Origin of the sequence: Chromobacterium fluminis (assembly GCF_011602385.1) — a bacterium.
GTDB lineage: Bacteria > Pseudomonadota > Gammaproteobacteria > Burkholderiales > Chromobacteriaceae > Chromobacterium > Chromobacterium fluminis.
Map to the genome: position 1 here is coordinate 45,310 of NZ_JAAOMA010000013.1, position 17,223 is coordinate 62,532.

General features: G+C 62.7%; 21 protein-coding genes. 1 reads left to right on the forward strand and 20 read right to left on the reverse strand.

The window, feature by feature from the left end:
• Nucleotide 1: 1 nt before the first annotated feature.
• Genes HA052_RS10950 through HA052_RS10990 form a run of 9 tightly spaced genes read right to left on the reverse strand, consistent with a single transcriptional unit; the run spans nucleotide 2 to nucleotide 6,959 of the window.
• Nucleotides 2-439: a C40 family peptidase gene (locus HA052_RS10950; protein ID WP_114154653.1), complete on the reverse strand. Its 438-nt coding sequence runs from the start codon at nucleotides 437-439 to the stop codon at nucleotides 2-4.
• Nucleotides 440-495: 56 nt separating this feature from the next.
• Nucleotides 496-693, reverse strand: coding sequence for a hypothetical protein (locus tag HA052_RS10955; RefSeq protein WP_166451966.1), 198 nt, complete (start codon nucleotides 691-693; stop codon nucleotides 496-498).
• Nucleotides 694-724: 31 nt separating this feature from the next.
• Complete coding sequence (locus HA052_RS10960; RefSeq protein WP_166451967.1) at nucleotides 725-1,579, reverse strand: phage/gene transfer agent baseplate hub protein; 855 nt, start codon at nucleotides 1,577-1,579, stop codon at nucleotides 725-727.
• A gap of 3 nt (nucleotides 1,580-1,582) precedes the next feature.
• Entirely contained in the window at nucleotides 1,583-2,179 is a 597-nt protein-coding gene (locus HA052_RS10965) for a DUF2460 domain-containing protein (protein WP_166451968.1), read from the reverse strand.
• Nucleotides 2,179-2,472: a hypothetical protein gene (locus HA052_RS10970; protein ID WP_081545947.1), complete on the reverse strand. Its 294-nt coding sequence runs from the start codon at nucleotides 2,470-2,472 to the stop codon at nucleotides 2,179-2,181. Before HA052_RS10970 ends, HA052_RS10965 begins: the two co-directional genes overlap by 1 nt.
• On the reverse strand, nucleotides 2,469-5,756 hold the full coding sequence (locus HA052_RS10975) for a tape measure protein (RefSeq protein ID WP_166451969.1): 3,288 nt from the start codon (nucleotides 5,754-5,756) through the stop codon (nucleotides 2,469-2,471). Before HA052_RS10975 ends, HA052_RS10970 begins: the two co-directional genes overlap by 4 nt.
• Nucleotides 5,757-5,786: 30 nt before the next feature.
• On the reverse strand, nucleotides 5,787-6,218 hold the full coding sequence (locus HA052_RS10980) for a lysozyme (RefSeq protein WP_114154663.1): 432 nt from the start codon (nucleotides 6,216-6,218) through the stop codon (nucleotides 5,787-5,789).
• Entirely contained in the window at nucleotides 6,215-6,499 is a 285-nt protein-coding gene (locus HA052_RS10985; protein WP_048408939.1) for a phage holin family protein, read from the reverse strand. The genes HA052_RS10980 and HA052_RS10985 overlap by 4 nt, the downstream gene beginning before the upstream one ends.
• Nucleotides 6,500-6,554: 55 nt before the next feature.
• On the reverse strand, nucleotides 6,555-6,959 hold the full coding sequence (locus tag HA052_RS10990; protein WP_166451970.1) for a hypothetical protein: 405 nt from the start codon (nucleotides 6,957-6,959) through the stop codon (nucleotides 6,555-6,557).
• Here HA052_RS10990 and HA052_RS10995 point away from each other — a divergent pair.
• Complete coding sequence (locus HA052_RS10995) at nucleotides 6,949-7,287, forward strand: hypothetical protein (protein ID WP_166451971.1); 339 nt, start codon at nucleotides 6,949-6,951, stop codon at nucleotides 7,285-7,287. The genes HA052_RS10990 and HA052_RS10995 overlap by 11 nt on opposite strands.
• Here HA052_RS10995 and HA052_RS11000 read toward each other — a convergent pair.
• The 11 genes from HA052_RS11000 to HA052_RS11050 form a co-directional block, all read right to left on the reverse strand.
• Nucleotides 7,284-7,619, reverse strand: a complete 336-nt coding sequence (locus tag HA052_RS11000; protein ID WP_166451972.1) for a hypothetical protein — start codon at nucleotides 7,617-7,619, stop codon at nucleotides 7,284-7,286. The two genes, HA052_RS10995 and HA052_RS11000, sit on opposite strands and share 4 nt — an antisense overlap.
• A 43-nt stretch (nucleotides 7,620-7,662) precedes the next feature.
• A complete protein-coding gene (locus tag HA052_RS11005) occupies nucleotides 7,663-8,436 on the reverse strand; it encodes a hypothetical protein (RefSeq protein ID WP_166451973.1) in 774 nt (257 codons plus the stop codon).
• Nucleotides 8,437-8,503: 67 nt separating this feature from the next.
• Complete coding sequence (locus tag HA052_RS11010; RefSeq protein WP_166451974.1) at nucleotides 8,504-8,935, reverse strand: hypothetical protein; 432 nt, start codon at nucleotides 8,933-8,935, stop codon at nucleotides 8,504-8,506.
• Nucleotides 8,932-9,420 carry an HK97 gp10 family phage protein gene (locus tag HA052_RS11015; RefSeq protein WP_166451975.1) on the reverse strand — a complete coding sequence of 163 codons (489 nt, stop codon included), beginning with the start codon at nucleotides 9,418-9,420 and terminating at the stop codon, nucleotides 8,932-8,934. Before HA052_RS11015 ends, HA052_RS11010 begins: the two co-directional genes overlap by 4 nt.
• Nucleotides 9,417-9,935 (reverse strand): head-tail connector protein, encoded by a 519-nt coding sequence (locus HA052_RS11020; RefSeq protein WP_166451976.1) that lies wholly within the window; start codon nucleotides 9,933-9,935, stop codon nucleotides 9,417-9,419. The genes HA052_RS11015 and HA052_RS11020 overlap by 4 nt, the downstream gene beginning before the upstream one ends.
• A 3-nt stretch (nucleotides 9,936-9,938) precedes the next feature.
• Nucleotides 9,939-10,265, reverse strand: a complete 327-nt coding sequence (locus HA052_RS11025) for a hypothetical protein (RefSeq protein ID WP_166451977.1) — start codon at nucleotides 10,263-10,265, stop codon at nucleotides 9,939-9,941.
• Nucleotides 10,266-10,316: 51 nt separating this feature from the next.
• Nucleotides 10,317-11,843, reverse strand: coding sequence for a hypothetical protein (locus HA052_RS11030; RefSeq protein WP_166451978.1), 1,527 nt, complete (start codon nucleotides 11,841-11,843; stop codon nucleotides 10,317-10,319).
• A gap of 69 nt (nucleotides 11,844-11,912) precedes the next feature.
• On the reverse strand, nucleotides 11,913-13,094 hold the full coding sequence (locus tag HA052_RS11035) for an HK97 family phage prohead protease (RefSeq protein WP_166451979.1): 1,182 nt from the start codon (nucleotides 13,092-13,094) through the stop codon (nucleotides 11,913-11,915).
• A 15-nt stretch (nucleotides 13,095-13,109) separates the two neighbouring features.
• Nucleotides 13,110-15,308: a phage portal protein gene (locus tag HA052_RS11040; protein WP_166451980.1), complete on the reverse strand. Its 2,199-nt coding sequence runs from the start codon at nucleotides 15,306-15,308 to the stop codon at nucleotides 13,110-13,112.
• The gene (gene terL / locus HA052_RS11045) at nucleotides 15,290-16,768 is read right to left on the reverse strand and encodes a phage terminase large subunit (protein ID WP_166451981.1); all 1,479 of its coding nucleotides are present in this window, start codon (nucleotides 16,766-16,768) and stop codon (nucleotides 15,290-15,292) included. Before terL ends, HA052_RS11040 begins: the two co-directional genes overlap by 19 nt.
• Nucleotides 16,769-16,770: 2 nt before the next feature.
• A complete protein-coding gene (locus tag HA052_RS11050; protein WP_166451982.1) occupies nucleotides 16,771-17,220 on the reverse strand; it encodes a terminase in 450 nt (149 codons plus the stop codon).
• Between the last annotated feature and the right edge of the window lie 3 nt (nucleotides 17,221-17,223).

Genomic DNA, 17,223 nt, shown 5'->3' on the forward strand with positions numbered 1-17,223 from the left:
CTTATTTCTCCCAAATCGAATAGAAGCCGACCTGCCTGTCTTGTAGGCGCGGGGTGTTCTCCGCGTCGGTCAGCACCACGCCCTCGCCGACGTAGGCGTGCAGGATGGTGGGCCAGTCAATGACGATCGCGCCGTGGCTGATGCAGCGGCCGAACTTGTAGACCACGATGTCGCCGGGCTGAGGCGTTTCCACCGGCCTGGCGTATTCCTCAACCCAGCGGAGATATCGCTCCTCACCGCGGTGCAGGTGCCAGTCCATCGGGTAGGGGCGCGGGTCAATGTCGGGAAGCAGGCCGCAGGCATGAAAGACGCGGATCAGCAGGAAGGCGCAGTCGGCGCCGGCTCCCTTGACGTTGCCCTGGTGGTGGTATGGCGTGTTCAGCCAGGTCATGGCCTCGGCCACCACGGCGGCACGCTGTTTTTGCTCGGTTTTGTGCATGGCGATCGGCAATAAAAAAAGCGCCCGGAGGCGCTTTGTTGAAAAAGGAAGTGCGGTTATCGCGGACGCATGATCATTTGTTGGGCCATTGAGATATATTGATTCCCTCCGATATCCCGATCATCTGGGATGATGAAGGCTTGCCCGTGCATCTCCCACCCTTCTCTGATATGGGAGTTCACCAAGCTTTCGAGAGAGGCCACCGCATCTTCGGGGCCAAGACCACCGCCTAAAACGATTTTCATTTCAATCATGTTCAACTTTCCTTTTTACCCAGAATGCGTATTACAGCACAGTCTCCGGCGCCGGAACATACGGATGGCCGCGGAAGTTGATCACGTTGTTGAACTTGGACTGGCAGGTTGCCTTGGTCTTGTCGCAGCCGGGATAGATCGTGAAGCTGTCGCCCGGGTTGCACTGCATTACCAGCGGGGCGGACAGCGTCACAACGCCGGGGCTGTAGTCTTTCACAGACCGGATCACGCCGGCATTCGGGCCGCTGTTGAAGCGGATGGTCCCCAGCGAGAAATAGCCGGCAGCCTGAGTCAGCGAGCAGTTGATCCGGTTGACGGTGCTGCCACCGTTGACGGTACTGTTGATGGCAAATGCCTCCTTCGAGATGCCGCAACCGCCCTGGTGCAGGGTATGAAGGCAACCAGGCTGATAGAGGTTGCGCGGCATCTGGGTGTCCAGCAGCTCCAGTTCGGATTTCACCGTCAAGCGCAGTTCCGTGCGGCTCGGCTTCACGTCGGCGATGCGCCCCTCGAAAAGGAGGATGCTGCCGGCACTGGTATCGGTCCAGTCGGTCGCAAACACGCGCTCCAGGCGCACGGCCGCAGCATCAAGCGCGCCGACGCGCGCGGCGTGTAGCCACGGCACGCCGTTGATCGTGTGGGTGCTGTCCGCGTACAGGGTCAGGTCGAGCGTGTCCACTTCCAGGCCCAGAGTCAGGCGCGTGCGGCCGCGCTTGAATAGCGGCCCTTTGCACGAAAACGACTGCCCATTGACGGCAAGGTCCACGTCGGCGCTCGTGTACCGGACAATGGCGCCGCCGACCAGCGTGAAGGTGTACAGATCGGCCATGAAAAAAGCCCTGCCGGAATTCAGCAGGGCCTGCAGGGCAGGGCTTGCATTGCGCATGTGTCAGACCTTATTTCCAGTCGCCCCCACGAGCTCGCACTTCTTGAACTCCCAGAGCTGTTGCATGAATTTTGAGAAATCGGCGGAGTCGTCTTTGAAGCGGCACCGGTAGTAGTAGCTCCCCGTCCACGTCACATCCTGGCCAGGCCCTGGCGCCGGGTTGAAGACGAGGATGCCGGTAGGCGTGACGGTGTAGTCCCGGCCCTGGACCTTCGCCGCGCCGCCGACACGGACCTCGGTTATCGTGTTGACGTTCTCGACTGGCTCGATGAAGCTGCCGCAGGGGCGAAGCAGCTGGAACAGGTTGCGATTGCCGTCGCCGGCGGCGATCCGATAGTCCGTCACCTGGCAGTCATCAGGGTCCGTGAACAGGAACGAGTCCCACGCGCCGCGCCGCGCCAGGAAGAAGCCCAGCAGCTGCTGGAATTCGTCAGCGCGCAGGAACTCGAATGACAGCCGGATCGTGTACGTGGGGTAGGCGGTCAAGGACGCTCGCAGCTCTCTACCGCTGGCGGCGCGCTGAATGCGCGTCGTGAACTGCGGAGCCTTGACCACCCCCCAGGCCAAGCCGGGGAAGGTTGGGAAGATGGCGTTCGACATCAGCGCGCCCCATGCTGGTACAGCTCGATATAAGCCTTGGAGAGACTGAACAGCAGCTTGGCGGTGTTCTCTTGGTGAAAGGCATTAATCGTTTCAGCGGCTTCTGCCATGCCATCAGGCACCGGGACGGGTAATGTTTGCGCAAGAGCGTGGTAGTCGGCCTTCAAGCGGCGTACAACAAAGCCGAAAAGATCCTGGTCGCCGCCGCCCTCAAGGATCACCTCACGCAGCAAACGCTCAATTCCTGCCCAATCACGGGCAGCATGGCTAGGGAAGGTGATGACGTTGCTCATGGCTTGCTCCTTGCAAAGTTGCGATGTTGTTTTTCCAGCGCCCGCATAATCTTCCGGGCATTGTCGTCGATATCCTGCTGGGTCAGTTTGCCGCTGTGGTCGTTGTAGGTCACCTGGAAAACCGAAGAGGGAGAGGCGGGTTCTTCGCCGCTGCCGGCGCCACCGCCACGGCCTGCCAGCCCACGAATTACAGCCGCCTCACCGCGCGGCAGCACCATTTCCTCTTCGTGCAGTTGGGTCATCGGGTTGACGCCTCGCGGAATGCTGTAGCCTCCGCGTGCGGATTTGACCCTGCTTGCGATTCCAGATACGGCTGCAAAGGCCGCCGCACCAGCGCCAACAGCAAGGACTGGTCCGACATAGGGGATTCCGACGATTGCCTTGAATGCTGAGGCCATGGCCTCCCAGGCGCTGAGCATGATGGACTTCACCGCTTCCATTGCCTTGAGTCCCAGGCGCGCGAGCGTGCCGGTTGCCGTCGCCCCAGTTCGAGCCGCCTCGCCCGCGGCGACTGCGCCGGTTTTGACGGTTTCCCCCGTTGCGGTGGCGGCGGCGTCCGCCTTGATCAGGCCCAGTTTGATCGCCAGCTTCTTGGTAAGCCATCCCTGCTCGATGGCGAACAAGGCTGCATGATGAGCGCTTTCTTGGGCTATTTCCCGTGTGTATTTTCCGGCAAGTTCGGCGGCTGGCCTCAACACCAAGTTTTGCACCATGATGCGCCCAATCTCTGCCCAAACACCCTGAATTGCTTGCTTGAACGACAGGGTGCCTTGCAGCATCCGTTGAAGTCCGTCCTCGTACATGCTGCTCGTGTCGTCCTCCGCACCCTGCCAGCGGTCGTATCCCGGTTTTGCGGATGCGCCCCTGATCTCCGCAAGCCTGGCCTGGTGCTGGATTTCGGCCTGCTCCCGCTCCTGATGCAGTCGGTAGACCTCAGCGATGTTGTGGTCCGGGTCGCGCTCCAGTGCCGCGATGCGCTGGTCAAGGAATGACTGCTTGATCTCAAGCCGGCGCTGCTCGAAAGCAATCAGTGCTGATTCCTGTTCTTGAGCCGACATCCCAAGCATTTCGGCTTCGCGCTGGTAGGCGGCTTCATCGATCTGCAAGGCAGTGTCTTGCGCTTGCCGGCGCGCGTCCATTTGCGCCTGCTCCAGTTCCTTCGCATTGCGGTCGCCCTCGCGCTGTATTGCCAGCAGCGCATGGGTGTGTTGGCGCACGACCTGCTCGCGCTCTTTGCTGCCCGCCTTGGTCAGCGCCAGCTTCTGCTGCCAGAAATCCGCCTCCGCCTGGGCAGAAAGCTTGCTCCCAGCCATTTCGGCATCAAGGCGTTTCGAGTCGAGTTCGTTGTTCCACTCGCTGAGGCGCGACTCCTCCTTCGGCTTACGCTTTTTCTTCTCCTTCTCGTCGAGCAGCTTCGGCGGGCCGCTGGCGGTGCTGTCGCCCTTTTTCTCCTCTTGCTGCTTGCGCCACTCCGGATCTTCCCCCTTGTACTTGTCCAAGATTGGCTGGTAGGCATTTTGGGCCTGAGTTTTCTGGACGTCGTCCAAGCCTTTCTGGTAAAGCAGCATCCGGCCGCGGGCCTCATCCTCGGCTGCGCCGAGTGCGCGCTGGTCAACGGTCAGGTTGCCGCCGGATGTCTGCCGCTTCAGCTTGAGGCGGTTGTATTCGTCCGTGGCCTCCTTCAGCCCTTGGCGCATGCGCGAGACGTCGACATCGGACAGCGCTTGCTTGATGTCGTCGGCTGCCTTGCGCGACTTGGCCGCGGCGTTGCCGGCGGCGGCCGCGACGTCGTCCCAGTGGGTCACCAGGGCGACAAGCGCCATGATGGCGATGCCGACAGGACCGCCGAGCGCGGTCATGACCGTGGAGAAGCCGCGCGCCGCCAGGCCGGCAACGGTTGTTGCACGTTCGAAAGCGACCTGGGCAACGGTGGCGGCTTTCGTGCTGGCAGTGGCCGCCGTATTGGCGCGGCCCAGGGCCTCAGTTGCGGTCGCCGCACGGGCAACTGCTGCGTTTCTAGCGGCCAGGGCTGCGGTCAGCTCGGTCTGGGCCTGCGCAGTCAATCGGGTGCGCGCCGCCAGGTCTGTTTCGGCTTTTGCAGAACGAAGGGCCGCTTGCCAGCTCTCCGCCTGGGCTGCGGCTCGCTGGAGCTCCGCGCGCGCGGCGGTGTTCTCGCTCTCAGCCAGCAGCAGAGCCTGCTTTGCTGCGACGCTGGTAGCATTTGCGGATGCCAGATCCGCGGCAGCCTTCTCCTTCGCGGCGGCCATCCCAGCAACGCGCGCGCGCATCTCGTCTGTCAACTGGCTGACCATGTTGCTGCCGGCCTGGGCCGCCTTCAGGGTCACATAGGCGCCGGCCAGGAACTTGATCTGGTCGCCATATTCCGAAACAAACTGCTTGGCGCTGGCCATGCCGCTGCCGACCGCCTTGATGCTTTCGGCAAGCTCGGAGCTCCAGCGGGCAAGGGTGCCATTGCTTTCGAGCTTTTCGAACTCGGCGTTCATCTCGGACATCATCGACTTCAGAGGATCGAGCGCACCGTCTTTGCGCAGGCGGTTCAGCGCGCCTTCGATGTTGTCGATGAAGTTCGACCACATGCCGCCCAGGCTCTTCATCTGGGCTTCCGCTGCGCCTTCGGACGAACGCCCCATTTCGTCGATCAGGGCCTTCAGCACATCACGACCGAGCCGGCCTTTTGAGGAGAGCTCTTGGACTTCCGCTGTGGTCTTGCCGAGCACCTTTGACAGCATGTCCCAGACTGGGACGCCGGCTTCCAGCAGCTGCATCGCCTCTTCGCCCTGCAGCTTGCCCTTCGTCCAGGCTTGGCCGAGGCCGAGGGATATCCGTTGCAGCGTCTCGAAGCCTCCGCCAGTCTGCGCCGCGCGGTCGGCGATCGACTTCATCGCGCCGCCCATGGGGTCGATGCCCATGTTCTTCAGCAGCATGAAAGACTGGGTGACCTCGTTGACCTGATACGGCGTGTCTTTGGCAAACTGCTGAATCCAGGCGAACGCCTCCTGGCCTTTGCCGACGCTGCCCATCACCGAGTTGAGCCGGATCTCCAACTGTTCGAAATTGGACATGACGCCAACGGCCTGCCGGCCAAGCATCGCAAGGCCAGCGCCGCCGGCCAGGCCGATGACGCTGTTGAACATATTGCCGATGCCGTCGAGCTGGCGGCGGATATCGGACATCGAGTCCGCGATAACTCGGGTTGCCCGGCCCATGCCGGCTTCCAGATCGCTCGTGCGCGAGCCAATCCGAACTTCGATATCGTTGCTCATCTAGACCACCAAAAAGAAAAAGGCCGCTGGTTAAGCGGCCTGAAAGAGGGATTGCTCGGCTGCGCGGCGCCGGGTGAGGCCGGGCAGCTCCTTGCCGCCGGCCTTGTTCCAGCGTGGGAACTGGGCGGCCGCGCCGGCGTAGTCGCCCGCGTTCAGCAATCGCAGCAGCGTAGAGCCTTGCAGCGCGCCGAGACCCAGGTTGAAGCTGAAGCAGACCAGCGCATCGAACTGGTTTTGGTTCAGCGGCACCTTGACCAGCCGCGCGACACCGGCTTCAAATCGCTCCAAGTCGCGCGCCAGCAGCGCGTCGGCCTGCGCCTGGGTGATGACTTGTCCAGGCGTAACGTCCGGGCCGGTGTGGCCGTAGCCGTTCGTCCAGATGCCGGCCGGGCATTTGTATGCGACCAGCTTCAGGCCCTCGGAACTCTTCACCAGCGTGATTCCTGCATCGCTTGTTTTCATGGTTTTTGCTCCAATTGGTTGACCCGGGTCTTCAGCCACGCTTCCAGGAACTGGGCGCCAAGGATGCCCAGCGCGCTGCCCACGCCAATGAGGGCAGGCAGAGGAATGGTAGGAAATTGCGCCAGCACGACGCCGGCAACGGTGGACGTCGCGCCGCCCAGGATGGCCCGGCCCAGCGCCAGGCGGCCGGTGATCTTTTCCGAGCTCACGAGCAGCTTGCCCAGGCCAATTACGGCGCCGATTACGACCAAGTACAGAACACCTTTCTCGTGCTCCTGCATGATGGTTCCTTGAATAGAAAAACCCGCCGGGAGGCGGGTTTGATTAACAAAAAAATCACTTCAGAAATTTGACCTTATCCACTGAATAGTCATCTCCTCCGCGCCACTCTATGTAGACCGCCCAGCGATTGCGGATCTTGGCACCAAAACTGTTTGTTGCATCAACATAGGAGCTAACCACAAATCCACACTTGGGCCAGCGCTTATCAAAGTGGCGCACAATGTTCGCATCTCCTATGCCTGCAAACTCAGCATCTGCAGGGTTCTTGAGATTTTCCTTTACGGCGAACTTGGCCAAAGTAAATGCCTTTGATGGCGGAGAAGTGCTTGAGTCACAGTAGTCATTTACAACGGCGGGCGGTGATGCTTGTTGGTCCGCTTGATTGACTTTCTCCTTGCTAGAGCACCCTTTAAATGCCGCGATAGCAATAACTCCAATAATGAAGAGAATGATCGCCATCAGAAATTCGATGGAGGAGTATCCTTTTTTTGACATTTCAGCATCCACATTTAATGACAAAAGAATTCTACTCTTACACGCCAGCTTGTGGAAACTGGGCAAGCAAGGCGGCCAGATCGGGCTGGTCATCGGGTTGGCCTCCTGCCGTGCTCTTTGGCTCAGGCTTGATGCCAAAATATGCGGCGACCATCAGGTGCAGGGGCGGGTGATTGCGCCAGTAGGTGTTCATGGCTTCAAGCCGGGGAAGGTCCATGTGTTCGGCGATATATTCCCAGCTCCAGCCAGTGCAGGCGATGATGTGGGAGTAAATCTCGCCCCAGCCCTCTAGCCCTTCCCCGTCAGCTCCCCCGCGGCGGCCTCGGCCTCGATGGCTTTCCGTTTGAGGCCGGACACGTCCATGACGGCTTCCATCACCTCGCCCATGTTGCCGACGTCGACCACGGCGGCGACGTCGTCGCGGGTGATGTCGGGATAGTTGCGCAGCAGCGCGGCATGCGCAGCATCCAGCACCGTGCCGACGCTGGCGGCATCAATGCCACCGGTGAACGCGGCAAGCCGCTCCTGCAACTGCTCCAGCGCGCCCAGGTTCAGCGGCGGAATGATGTATTTCTTGTCGCCCAGCGTCACGGGGACGCCTTTGACTTTGACGATCTCGGTCATGCTTTACGCTCCAGAGCGCCCGGCCGGCGGCCGGGCTGGTGGGTTACTCGGACAGGCTATAAGCGACGACACGGCCCATGGGGTCAGCGAAGGCCTCGAAGTCAAACTCGGGCACCAGGAAGTCGTCCTGCTTGGTGGACAGGCTCAGCTTGCCGGCAATGGCAGAGAACAGCGTGATCTTCATGCTGTTGCCCTGGTAGGGCATGAACAGGTCGGCGGTAAACGCCGGCGCGGAGCCCATGGGCAGGTTCATTACCGTGGACTTGGTTGCATCCGGCGCGCTGGCGGTGTCGACGGTGTATTCGTAGTTAATGAATACCGTCTTGCCGGCGTCGGCCGTCGCGAAGGTGTACTGGCCACCGGCGGCGACCATGTACTGGCCGGCAGTCGGTGCACTGGCGACACGCTTCAACGGCAAGCCCTTGCTGCCGATGACACCGAAGTCGCGCGTAAAAGTGCCCCCGTTCGGCGGGCTGACGGTGACCTGCGACGGCGATGCCGGGATGGCCTGGCCGGCGGTGTCGTAGTTGGCGGTCACCAGGCCACCGGTGAGGGTCTGTCCAAAAATGATGCTGTTGAACATGGAGCCGAACAGCTGGGCAAATTTGGCCTTGCCGGTGATCTTGCCCTTGCCGCGACCGACCGCGACCGGGAACTGGTTCTGGCCGTGCAGCGTTTTGTTTTCGAAGTTGATGTCGACGCTGCCTTCCTGCATCACGCCGACCATGATCGGCGTCGGGTTGGCGATGACATTGCCCAGGGCGTCTTTTTGCGGGGTGGCCCAGAGGATGCCCGAGCCGAATCCAAATTGCGACATTGTGGAGTCTCCATAAACGAGAGAGCCCGGCGCGGGGCCGGGCTGGATTGGTGAAAATGCGGCGCCGTCAGGTCGCCAGGATGCGGAACGGCACGATGGCCACCGCCTGATCGCCGAGGGTGCCCTCGTCGGTTTCGATGTCGCCCTCGATCCAGCAGCGCTCAACAAGGCCGCCGAGGGTCTGGACGCGCTGCATCGGGTTGTCGGGCTTGGTCACGGCCTCGATCGCATCAAGAAGCGGATTCATCACGGTGCCCGGCGCCTGGTTGCCGGTCGTTCGCACATAGAGATAGACCTCCGGGTGCAAAAGCCACTTCGTCGGAACGCCTCGAGCGGGATCGCCAGGTGTTGCAGTCTCCCGCCCTTGGGCCAGGAACAGGGCAGGCTGCTGGGAGGAATCGACATCCCCCCATTGCTTCAAGCGCCGGCTTGTGGTCCTCAGCCCGGGAATGGCTTTCAGCCGCTCAAACAGCGCGGCGTAAATATGCTCTCGGTTCATCGGCGTTGAATCCCTTTCCGCGTCGCCTCAGATAGCGCGCTGACAATCTCGCCTTCCATTTCCGTCAGAGCAGAGCGGAGGAACGACTTCGCCGGCAATTCGACCTTGCGGCTGTGGGCCTTCACCATGGCCATGCGCGGTTCAATGGGTTTGCCCCAGGCCTGCTTGACCAGGCGAAGGTGCTCTCGCACGGTCTCGGTGCCATGAAAGCCCAGCTCCCAGCGCCTTCCGTACTCGACATTGGTGCCGACAAAGCCGGCAATCGAGGTCGTCCCCGCGCCGGCGATGCGCCGGTTGATCGAGCGCCGCAGGCGGCCGGTTTGGACGTTGAGCACCTGGCCGGACAGCTTTTCAGCTTTGACCTTCGCCAGTAGCTTCAGGGTCAGCCGGCCGATGGTAGCCTCGACGTTGCGCTGCACCTGCGGGTGGGCCTGCCGCAGGAACTCGATTGTCTGCTTATCGCCCACAATCTCGTGGCGGATCATATCGGCACCACCTTTCGATATTGGGTCAGCACCCCGCGCGCCGCGGGCGACAGATCGCCGATGAAGAAGGTAACGGTTTCGCCGGCCAAGCTCTTGGACTGGTGGCCGATGCGGTCACGCTCACGGAAACGCAGAGCAACAAGATCGATGCACGCCTGCTCAATGTCCTGCGGTGTTGTGTCATAGCCGGCCTGGTATGTGATCAGGACGTTCATGCGGCCGCGGGTGAATCGATGGCCGCCGACAAGCCCGACCTTGCTCTTGTCGAAGACGAAGTTCACCTGATGGCCGTCGATGACCACACTGGATACCTGGGACACCGGCCACGCGCCCAGCACCATCACGTCGTTACCGTGGCCATCGCGTCGTTCGGTGTATTCCTGCTTGGCGAAGCGCCGGCCGCACCAGTTTTCGATGAACTCGCTGGCAGCGATGATCAACCGCGTCAGCATGGCATCGCTGGTGCTATCGGGTATTTCCAGCCACGCCTTCGCGTTCTCCAGTGTGGTCAGCATGGCTTACTCCTGCGCCTGCTCGGGCTCACCCTGGGGCGCGGTGGCGGCCTTACGGCGGGACTGCTTCTGTTCTTCCTGCTGCGGGGCCGGCGGTTGGGTTTGCTCTTCGGTGCCGGTGGTGGCCGTGTCGGTAACGGCGCCATCGGTCGGCGCGGCCTGCTCGGGCTCACCCTGGGGCGCGGTAGGTTCTTTCACGCGCGCGAAGCCGTGCGGTTCCAGCAGGCCGGCCAGGTTGTCGTGCGCTTCGATGAAGCCGTCATCGTCGGCATTGAACTGCTCGCCGCCCACGCTGACGGAGCTGACGCCCTCCGGGCATTTGAATTTGGCCATGTGTGAATCTCCTTGGTGATGGTGCTGCCCGGCATGGCCGGGCATCAGGGGTTAATCCTTGGCGATGTTGGTGATGACGCCCATCGAGAACGGCGCGTAATGCTGCAGCACGCCATCGGCGTAGACGCCGTACTCGTAGCGGCGGGTCCGCAGCGGCCATTCAATCTGGTAGTAGTCCTGGCGCATCTTCATCTGGACGATGTTGCCGATGTTGGCCAGCGGGTAGGGCAGGCGCTCGGTGAAGAAAAACACCGTGCCGGCCGGCATGTTCGGATGCACGCGGATGTTGACGCGATCGCCGGTGATCTTGTTCAGGTAGTCGCCGACCACGGTGCCGGCCGAGATGGTCGCCGGATTCGAAGCATCGATCGACAGGCGCAGCAGCGGCGCACCGCCGTTGGCGATGATCTTCTTGGTGACGCTCAGCAGTTCCTGGGTGCTGACGTAGATCGTCGACGGGCTCAGTCGGTAGCGGCTGTAGAACCAGGCGAACGCCTCTTCGAACTCCGAGATGCCGCCGGCGCCGTCGCTGGTCAGCGGGGTGCCTTGGCCGGCGTTGCCGGTGGGCATCACCTTCACATAGCTGTTGCTTCCGGGCTTGAAGGCTTGCACAAGCAGGCCGTCGAAATCGAGCTGGCTGGTGGAGTTGTCGCTCGCTTGCAGTTCGCTGGCCGGCTGCGCGGTGGCCTGCGGGGCATCCTTCAGCACCACGCTGTTGATGGTGGACAGCGCGACCAACTTCTCCGCGCCGGCCGCGCCCAGATACCAGGCGTAGCCGACCGCGCCGCGAACGGCGGAAACGGTGGCGGTGAGCGAGCCGGTGGTGCCCGAGGTGGTGCCGGAGCCCGGCGCCGACTTTTGCGCCGAGCCGCCGCCGAAGGTCTCGACGGTGCCGTCGGCGTTGTTGCGGCTGATCTGGCCGGGCACGCGGCTGAATGCCGGATCAAACGCCTGGCCGATAGCGCCATTGTTCGGGCCGGAGGCATCCAGCCAGGCCTGAACGCCCAGGGCGACACAAATCACCGAGTAGTTGCCGGCGGGCAAGTTGCCGCCGCCGTTGCTGGCGATCACGGTCGGGGTCGGGGTGGTGCCCAGGGCAACCGAGGTGTTGCCGCCCAGGATCAGCCGCTCTTCCTCAACCATCGTCGCTTCCAGGGTCTGGGAGGTTGCCAGGGCCTTCACGTCCTCGAAGTTCTTCGACGCGTAGTTCGCTTCGAAGGTGACGTTGTTTTCCAAGCCGTAGCCGCGATAGGCGGCAAAGTAGTCCGCGGTCTGGTGCTGGATCACGCCGCCGCGACGACCTTCAGACACGCCGGCGCGCTGGTTGCCGACGTTGATGCCGCTAACTACCTTCCAGTTCGCCTGAGTGGCGAAGCCGCCGCCAACGCGCGGGATGCTGTTGCGCAGCGGGGTCATGATCGGGTAGAGCTTCTTGGATGGGCCTTCCAGATCGTAGGCCTGCAGGCCGGAGGTGGGGCTGTTCGGCTGGATGAAGGCCTTGAGGATTTCATCCGGCAACACTTTCATTTGTACGGACTTCATCAGTTCCAGAGTTTCTTCGGTTTGGTTCGCGCCCATGGCGTGTTTACTCCTGTGAGGACATGAAAAAACCCGCCATTGGGCGGGTCGGGTTTAACGCTTTGTTGGTCAGCCGATGCGGCGTCCGGATTGGACCATCTTGATCAGGCTGGCGACCTCGTTCGTGCTGCCGTCGCCGTTCTGGACCTGGGGCGCAGGGGTGTCGTCAGCGCCACCGCCGAGGTCGTCGGATTTGGTCAGAGCCTTCAAGGCTGCTTTCGCAGGCTCCGGCGTGGCCTCCAGCTCTTTGACGCGCTTGGCAAGCGTGTCGCGCTCGGTGCCCAGCTTGGCAACGAAGTCGGCGGCGATCTCGCCATCGGCGCACCCGGCCGCGCCGCAGGCCTTCAGCAGCGCATCGTGGTCGTTGGCCTTTTTGGTGAGTTCACCGAATTGCTCGGACTTGGCCACCTTGTCGGCCTCGTCGTCGTCCGTGTCCTCGGCGCCCAGCTCCTTGAGCAGCTTCATGATCTGGTTCAGGGTGGCCTGGTCGGTGTTGCTGTTGCGCCGGCCGGCCTTGGCCAGGTCATCTTCTCCGCCATCCACCTTGGCGAGGTCTTCCGGCTTGGCCGACTTGACCGCCGACTGCAGGCTGGCCAGCAACTCGTCGACCTCCTCGGAAGCCATGGCCTTCAGGAGCTCCGCACCCTGGGCCAGCCACTCGCGCATCTGCAGGGGAATCGGGCTGTCGTCCTGCTCGAACTGCTTTTCGTACTCGGCACTGGAGACCAGATAGCCCAGGCTATCGAGCAGGTCAGCAAAGCGGCTCACGCTGTACAGGCCCTTGGCCAGCGGTTCGTCCAGTTCGATGCCGTCCGCCTTGAAGCAGGTGATCACCGCGTCCGGGTTGGCCGGGCGGTCAACCAGGCTGATTTCGGCCAGGCGCAGGCCGGTGATGGTGGTTTTCTTCAGCTCGTCGCGACCAGTGACGCGGCCGCCGATGCTGAAGCCCTTGTAGACACCCGTCTTCACCTTCTTAACCGCCTCGCTGTCGACTACGTGAGCGCAGAACTTGGTGTTGCCGTCGTCGCCTACTTCCGCCTCCAGCGCAGTGCCGGCGGCCTTGGGCTGGTGCATCTCACGCACCGCGCCGAACTTCATGTAATCAGGCAGGGCGGCCTTCATCGCCGCGGCGGTGATGATCTCGCCGTCCGAGTCCTCACTTTCGGTCGAGGCGATGCCCCAGACCTTCAGCGTGCCGTCGTCCAGCTCCTCCACCTTCGAGATTGCACCGTACAGGGTTTTCTTGCTCATCTTCACTTCTCCGGGTTATTCGTCTATCAGTACCGGCACAACGTCACAACGGCAGTGCGGGTGTGCCGGTGCGGTCCCGCGGCCATGGGGGAATGGTTTGCCGAGTGCCCGCCGCTGGCCGTCCAGGGCTGCACATGCGGCGCAGCAGCCGGCGCCGGTGATCCACTCCACGCCCTCGACGTCGCCGCTTTCCGCATAGGCTGCAAGGTTGCCCTCGGCGTCAGCGAATGCCGACTCGGTTCGCGCGATCATCTCCGCGCGGGCTGCGCCAAAGGTCTTGTCTTCGCTGATGGCGTTGGCCAGCGTGCTGGCGGACCAGCCGTCCTCGGTTGCTGAGGTGACCAGCTCATTGATCCGCGCGCGGGTTGTCTCGTCGATGCGCCAGCGAGCGTCAGGGTTCTGCACGAGCTTTCCATCCACCCAGCGCATGCCCACCAACTCGGCCGCGCGGCTGTCCGCGTAGGCGATTGCGTTCTGGTTGGCCTGCGCCAGGACATCCGCCGGCACGTCCCCAAGATCCGCGCCGAGCTGGCCGAAGCCGGCGGCGACACCATCCTTCGCCAGCGAGCGCAGGCTCTTGCGTACCTGCTTCGCCAGCAAATCCCAGCGCGCGCGCTCGATCGCGTCCTCGAATGCGGTCGGGCTGTAGTCCATGGCGCCTTCGTCTTTTTCCGTGCTGCCATGCAGCGCCAGCTCTGCGAGCGATTCGGCAAGGCCGGCGAGGAACTGCTCAATAGCGCCACTCATCGCTGCACGCGCCCGAACAACCGCAGCCCGCTCGCGGTTGATCGGGCGAATGGCTTTTTTTGCTTTGGCCAGCGCCTCCTTGTCGCCGTCGTCTTCCTTGCCGTCGCCGGCTTCGCCTGGGTCATCAGCCCCCGATCCTGGGCCGTTATCGACCACTGGCGGGGCAGGGTTCATGTCTGCGCGCTGCTCGGGCGTCAGCGCCGGCAGGCCGAAGCGCTTGGCGCGGACTTCGTCGGGGTGCAGGATCTTCGCCTCGACATATTTCTTGTCGATCTCGGCCTGCTCCAGCGGCTTGACTGACTCCTCTTCATGCCAGACGAACTCAATGTCGCTCCATCCGAAATGGCGCAGGATGATCCGGTCCATCAGCGCCTTGACCCATTCCTGCATCGGGGCGAGGCCTTCGGCCAGTGCCTGTTCGGCGCCGGTCTGCGCGGTGGCGCGGTTCATCTCCTTGATGAAAGGCTGCGGTGAGACGCTGAAGGCGTAACAAACGATGCGCGCCAGCCATTCGTCCATTTCGTCTTTGAGTGCGATTTCCTTGGTGTTGAACGGCTTGACGCCGCCAGGGACGAACCGAGTCCGGCGGCGCTCACTGTCGTTACCCGCCAAAATCGAATTCCAAAAGGATTCAAACTGCGCGATCTGATCAGCAGACCAGGTCTCGGGGACAGAGAAAATCAGGTCAGGCGTGGCGCCCTCGGTGTAGTAGGACATCTGATACGCCTGCCGGCGCAGCGCAAGGTTAACGGTGGTGATCACCTGCTCGACTGGAGAGAGTCCGTAGACCTTATGCGTGCGTGGGTTGCGCGGCATGTAGATCAGCTCCTCGCGGGTGTAGTCGACCGCTGGCAGCCCCTTCAGGATCTGCTGGTAAGCGGGATCAGGCGGCGCCGGCGTCCTGCCGCCCTGGTCCAGCACCCGCTTGATCGTGGAGCCGTCAATCGGCTCCAGGGAGTACAGCGCGCCGCCCAGCGTCTTGCGCGGGTAGACGGCGGGGGCATCGATCACCAGCAGGTCTTCCAGCAGCATGCGCAGCCAGGTGTTCCAGTCGTGCTCTTTGTCCGGGGACTGGAAGAACTCGACCAACTGATCGCAGCGCGCGTCCGGCTCCGCTGATTCGTTCGCCGGCGTGCCGACCTTGTCCTTGCGCTTGACTGTCCATTTCAGCTTGGCCAGCTGATCCTTGCGGGTCTCGATGATCAGGCGCATCAGGTCGTAGCTGTCGGCCAGCGCGCGCATCTGGGCGAAGGTAACCGCTTCGTCTTGGCGCGGTTTGCTGGTCAGGTTGATGCCTGTCCGGAAGTCAGACTGACGCCCGGCGACGCTATCCGGCGCGGTTGCCGCCGGCGGCTCGCCTGGCCCGAACCACTCGTCGGGGACATTGCCGGAGAGCATGTAGCGCGCGCCGGCGACCACGCGGGCGAGCAGTCCCGGTTCGATGGGGGTTATCTTGGGTTGAGCCATGGGTTTTCCTGTTGTTGCTGCGCTGCTGCGGCTCGGGCCTCGGCCTCCTGCGCAAGCTTCTGCAGGTAGTCGAGCATCCCGGTGTTGCCGCCGAACAGCTCGTGGAATGCGCGTGATAGGGCGTCGACCTGGTCGTCGTGCGCGCCGTTGGGGAATACGCGCATCTCGGCGATCAACGCGTCGTTCCAGGGCGCGCGCAGCATCATCACGTTGCCGACGTTGCACTGAGCCGCAAACGGCTCGGCGCGCGTCAACTTGTCGCCGGACTCAACCGACGAACTGACGGACTTGCCCGCCAGCAGGCGGGTGAATGCGGCGACCTGGGACTTGCCGGCCTGGCCAGGGTCTTGCGGGATGCTGACCTTGACGCTGTTGCCGTCGCGGTCTGCCGTGTTCTTGAGCGTGCTCTCCACGTCGTGCGGCGCGCCTTGCATGCGCACCATGTCGCCGATGATGAAACGGCCATCGGGGGTAATTCCAAGCTTGCCGCCGGCTGTCCAGTCTGGGTCACTGCCAGGTTTTGGCACGCTTGCGGCGAAGTCCCACGCTCTTACCCAGCGAGTGCCGGCTGGTACAGCGTCGATGATCGGGATGGCGTCGGGCCTGAAGGTGTTGCCGTCGCCGGGGGATGGCTCTTGCTGGTACTGGCCGGCGAAGGTGTAGGGGCTGGCCCGCTGCATGATCTGCAGCCGCTCGACGGTGTGCTTCTCCGGCCAAAGGGCCGTGCCGTCTTCCTGCAGGGCCTTTAGCTTGACGTGCTCCCACTTCTCGCCGTTTCCGCCATCCAGCAGCCAGCCGGAGAGATCGCGCTCATGCAGTCGCTGCATGATGAGGATGATCGGCGTTTCAGGGCTGTTGCAGCGGCTCTCAAGCGTGTTCTGGAACCACTCGATCACGCCGTTGCGGATCGTGTCGCTGCGCGCCTCGTCGGCCTTGTGGGGGTCATCGATGACGATCGCGCCGCCAAAGCCTTCGCGCACCTTGCCGGCGCCATAGCCGGTGATCGTGCCGCCTTCGCCTACCGCGTAGAAGACGCCGCCTTCCGTCGTTCCCCAGTCGTCCTTGGCCTGGCTGTCGTCGCGCAGGTGGACGTCGGGGAAAATCTCCCGGTATGCCGGTGAGCGCACAATCTCGCGAATCTCGGCGCTGTTCTTGGCGGCCAGCTTCCCGGAATAGCAGGTGTGAATCCATTCGCTATCCGGGCATTTCCCCATCGCCCAGGCCGTGAACATCACGACCGCAATCTCAGTCTTGGAGTACCGCGGCGGGATGTTGATGACCAGCCGCTTGCACTCGCCACGGAAGACCCGCATCAGAGCTTCGCAGATCACCTTGTGCTGCCTGGCGCGGCGCCATTTGAATTTCTTGCGCTGCTGGAACATCCAGCGCACGAAGAAATAGAAGTCCTCGCGCGCCGCGATGCGTGCAGCCTCGCGTTCCTTCGCGCTGAACTCCCTCATGGTCAGACCTCGTCGATGATGCCCTTCAGAACCTCTTGGAACTCGGCAACGCTGCTGAGCTGGGTTTGCTGCTGAATCGGTCCACCGCCTGGGCCTGTCAGCTCTTTCCGCACGCGGTCAGCGTACTTGTCCGGGTCGCGTGCCTTCAGCAGGAAGATCAGCAGGGTGTCGGAGTACTCGCGGATCGTTCCGCACTTCTGGCCCTTGTAGAAGACCGGCTTCAGCGTGCCCTCGGTGGCGCGCCGCACGGCCTCGTCTTCGAGTGCCGATGTGCCCAGCTTGACCGCTTCGTCCCATGCGGCGGCGAAGTCGTCGTTGCCGGCGCGGACCTCGTACAGATGGCCGCGCGACACACGTATCGTCTTGGCCGCCGCCGAAACATTGGCGGTGTTCGACAGCACTTCCAGAAAGCGCGCCATTTTTTCAGCTGTCAGCTTTGTATGGTTCGCCATCTG

Coding starts and splice junctions, on each gene's coding strand:
- HA052_RS10950 (WP_114154653.1), bottom strand. CDS start 439: ATGCACAAAACCGAGCAAAAACAGCGTGCCGCCGTGGTGGCCGAGGCC.
- HA052_RS10955 (WP_166451966.1), bottom strand. CDS start 693: ATGATTGAAATGAAAATCGTTTTAGGCGGTGGTCTTGGCCCCGAAGAT.
- HA052_RS10960 (WP_166451967.1), bottom strand. CDS start 1,579: ATGCGCAATGCAAGCCCTGCCCTGCAGGCCCTGCTGAATTCCGGCAGG.
- HA052_RS10965 (WP_166451968.1), bottom strand. CDS start 2,179: ATGTCGAACGCCATCTTCCCAACCTTCCCCGGCTTGGCCTGGGGGGTG.
- HA052_RS10970 (WP_081545947.1), bottom strand. CDS start 2,472: ATGAGCAACGTCATCACCTTCCCTAGCCATGCTGCCCGTGATTGGGCA.
- HA052_RS10975 (WP_166451969.1), bottom strand. CDS start 5,756: ATGAGCAACGATATCGAAGTTCGGATTGGCTCGCGCACGAGCGATCTG.
- HA052_RS10980 (WP_114154663.1), bottom strand. CDS start 6,218: ATGAAAACAAGCGATGCAGGAATCACGCTGGTGAAGAGTTCCGAGGGC.
- HA052_RS10985 (WP_048408939.1), bottom strand. CDS start 6,499: ATGCAGGAGCACGAGAAAGGTGTTCTGTACTTGGTCGTAATCGGCGCC.
- HA052_RS10995 (WP_166451971.1), top strand. CDS start 6,949: ATGATCGCCATCAGAAATTCGATGGAGGAGTATCCTTTTTTTGACATT.
- HA052_RS10990 (WP_166451970.1), bottom strand. CDS start 6,959: ATGGCGATCATTCTCTTCATTATTGGAGTTATTGCTATCGCGGCATTT.
- HA052_RS11000 (WP_166451972.1), bottom strand. CDS start 7,619: ATGACCGAGATCGTCAAAGTCAAAGGCGTCCCCGTGACGCTGGGCGAC.
- HA052_RS11005 (WP_166451973.1), bottom strand. CDS start 8,436: ATGTCGCAATTTGGATTCGGCTCGGGCATCCTCTGGGCCACCCCGCAA.
- HA052_RS11010 (WP_166451974.1), bottom strand. CDS start 8,935: ATGAACCGAGAGCATATTTACGCCGCGCTGTTTGAGCGGCTGAAAGCC.
- HA052_RS11015 (WP_166451975.1), bottom strand. CDS start 9,420: ATGATCCGCCACGAGATTGTGGGCGATAAGCAGACAATCGAGTTCCTG.
- HA052_RS11020 (WP_166451976.1), bottom strand. CDS start 9,935: ATGCTGACCACACTGGAGAACGCGAAGGCGTGGCTGGAAATACCCGAT.
- HA052_RS11025 (WP_166451977.1), bottom strand. CDS start 10,265: ATGGCCAAATTCAAATGCCCGGAGGGCGTCAGCTCCGTCAGCGTGGGC.
- HA052_RS11030 (WP_166451978.1), bottom strand. CDS start 11,843: ATGGGCGCGAACCAAACCGAAGAAACTCTGGAACTGATGAAGTCCGTA.
- HA052_RS11035 (WP_166451979.1), bottom strand. CDS start 13,094: ATGAGCAAGAAAACCCTGTACGGTGCAATCTCGAAGGTGGAGGAGCTG.
- HA052_RS11040 (WP_166451980.1), bottom strand. CDS start 15,308: ATGGCTCAACCCAAGATAACCCCCATCGAACCGGGACTGCTCGCCCGC.
- terL (WP_166451981.1), bottom strand. CDS start 16,768: ATGAGGGAGTTCAGCGCGAAGGAACGCGAGGCTGCACGCATCGCGGCG.
- HA052_RS11050 (WP_166451982.1), bottom strand. CDS start 17,220: ATGGCGAACCATACAAAGCTGACAGCTGAAAAAATGGCGCGCTTTCTG.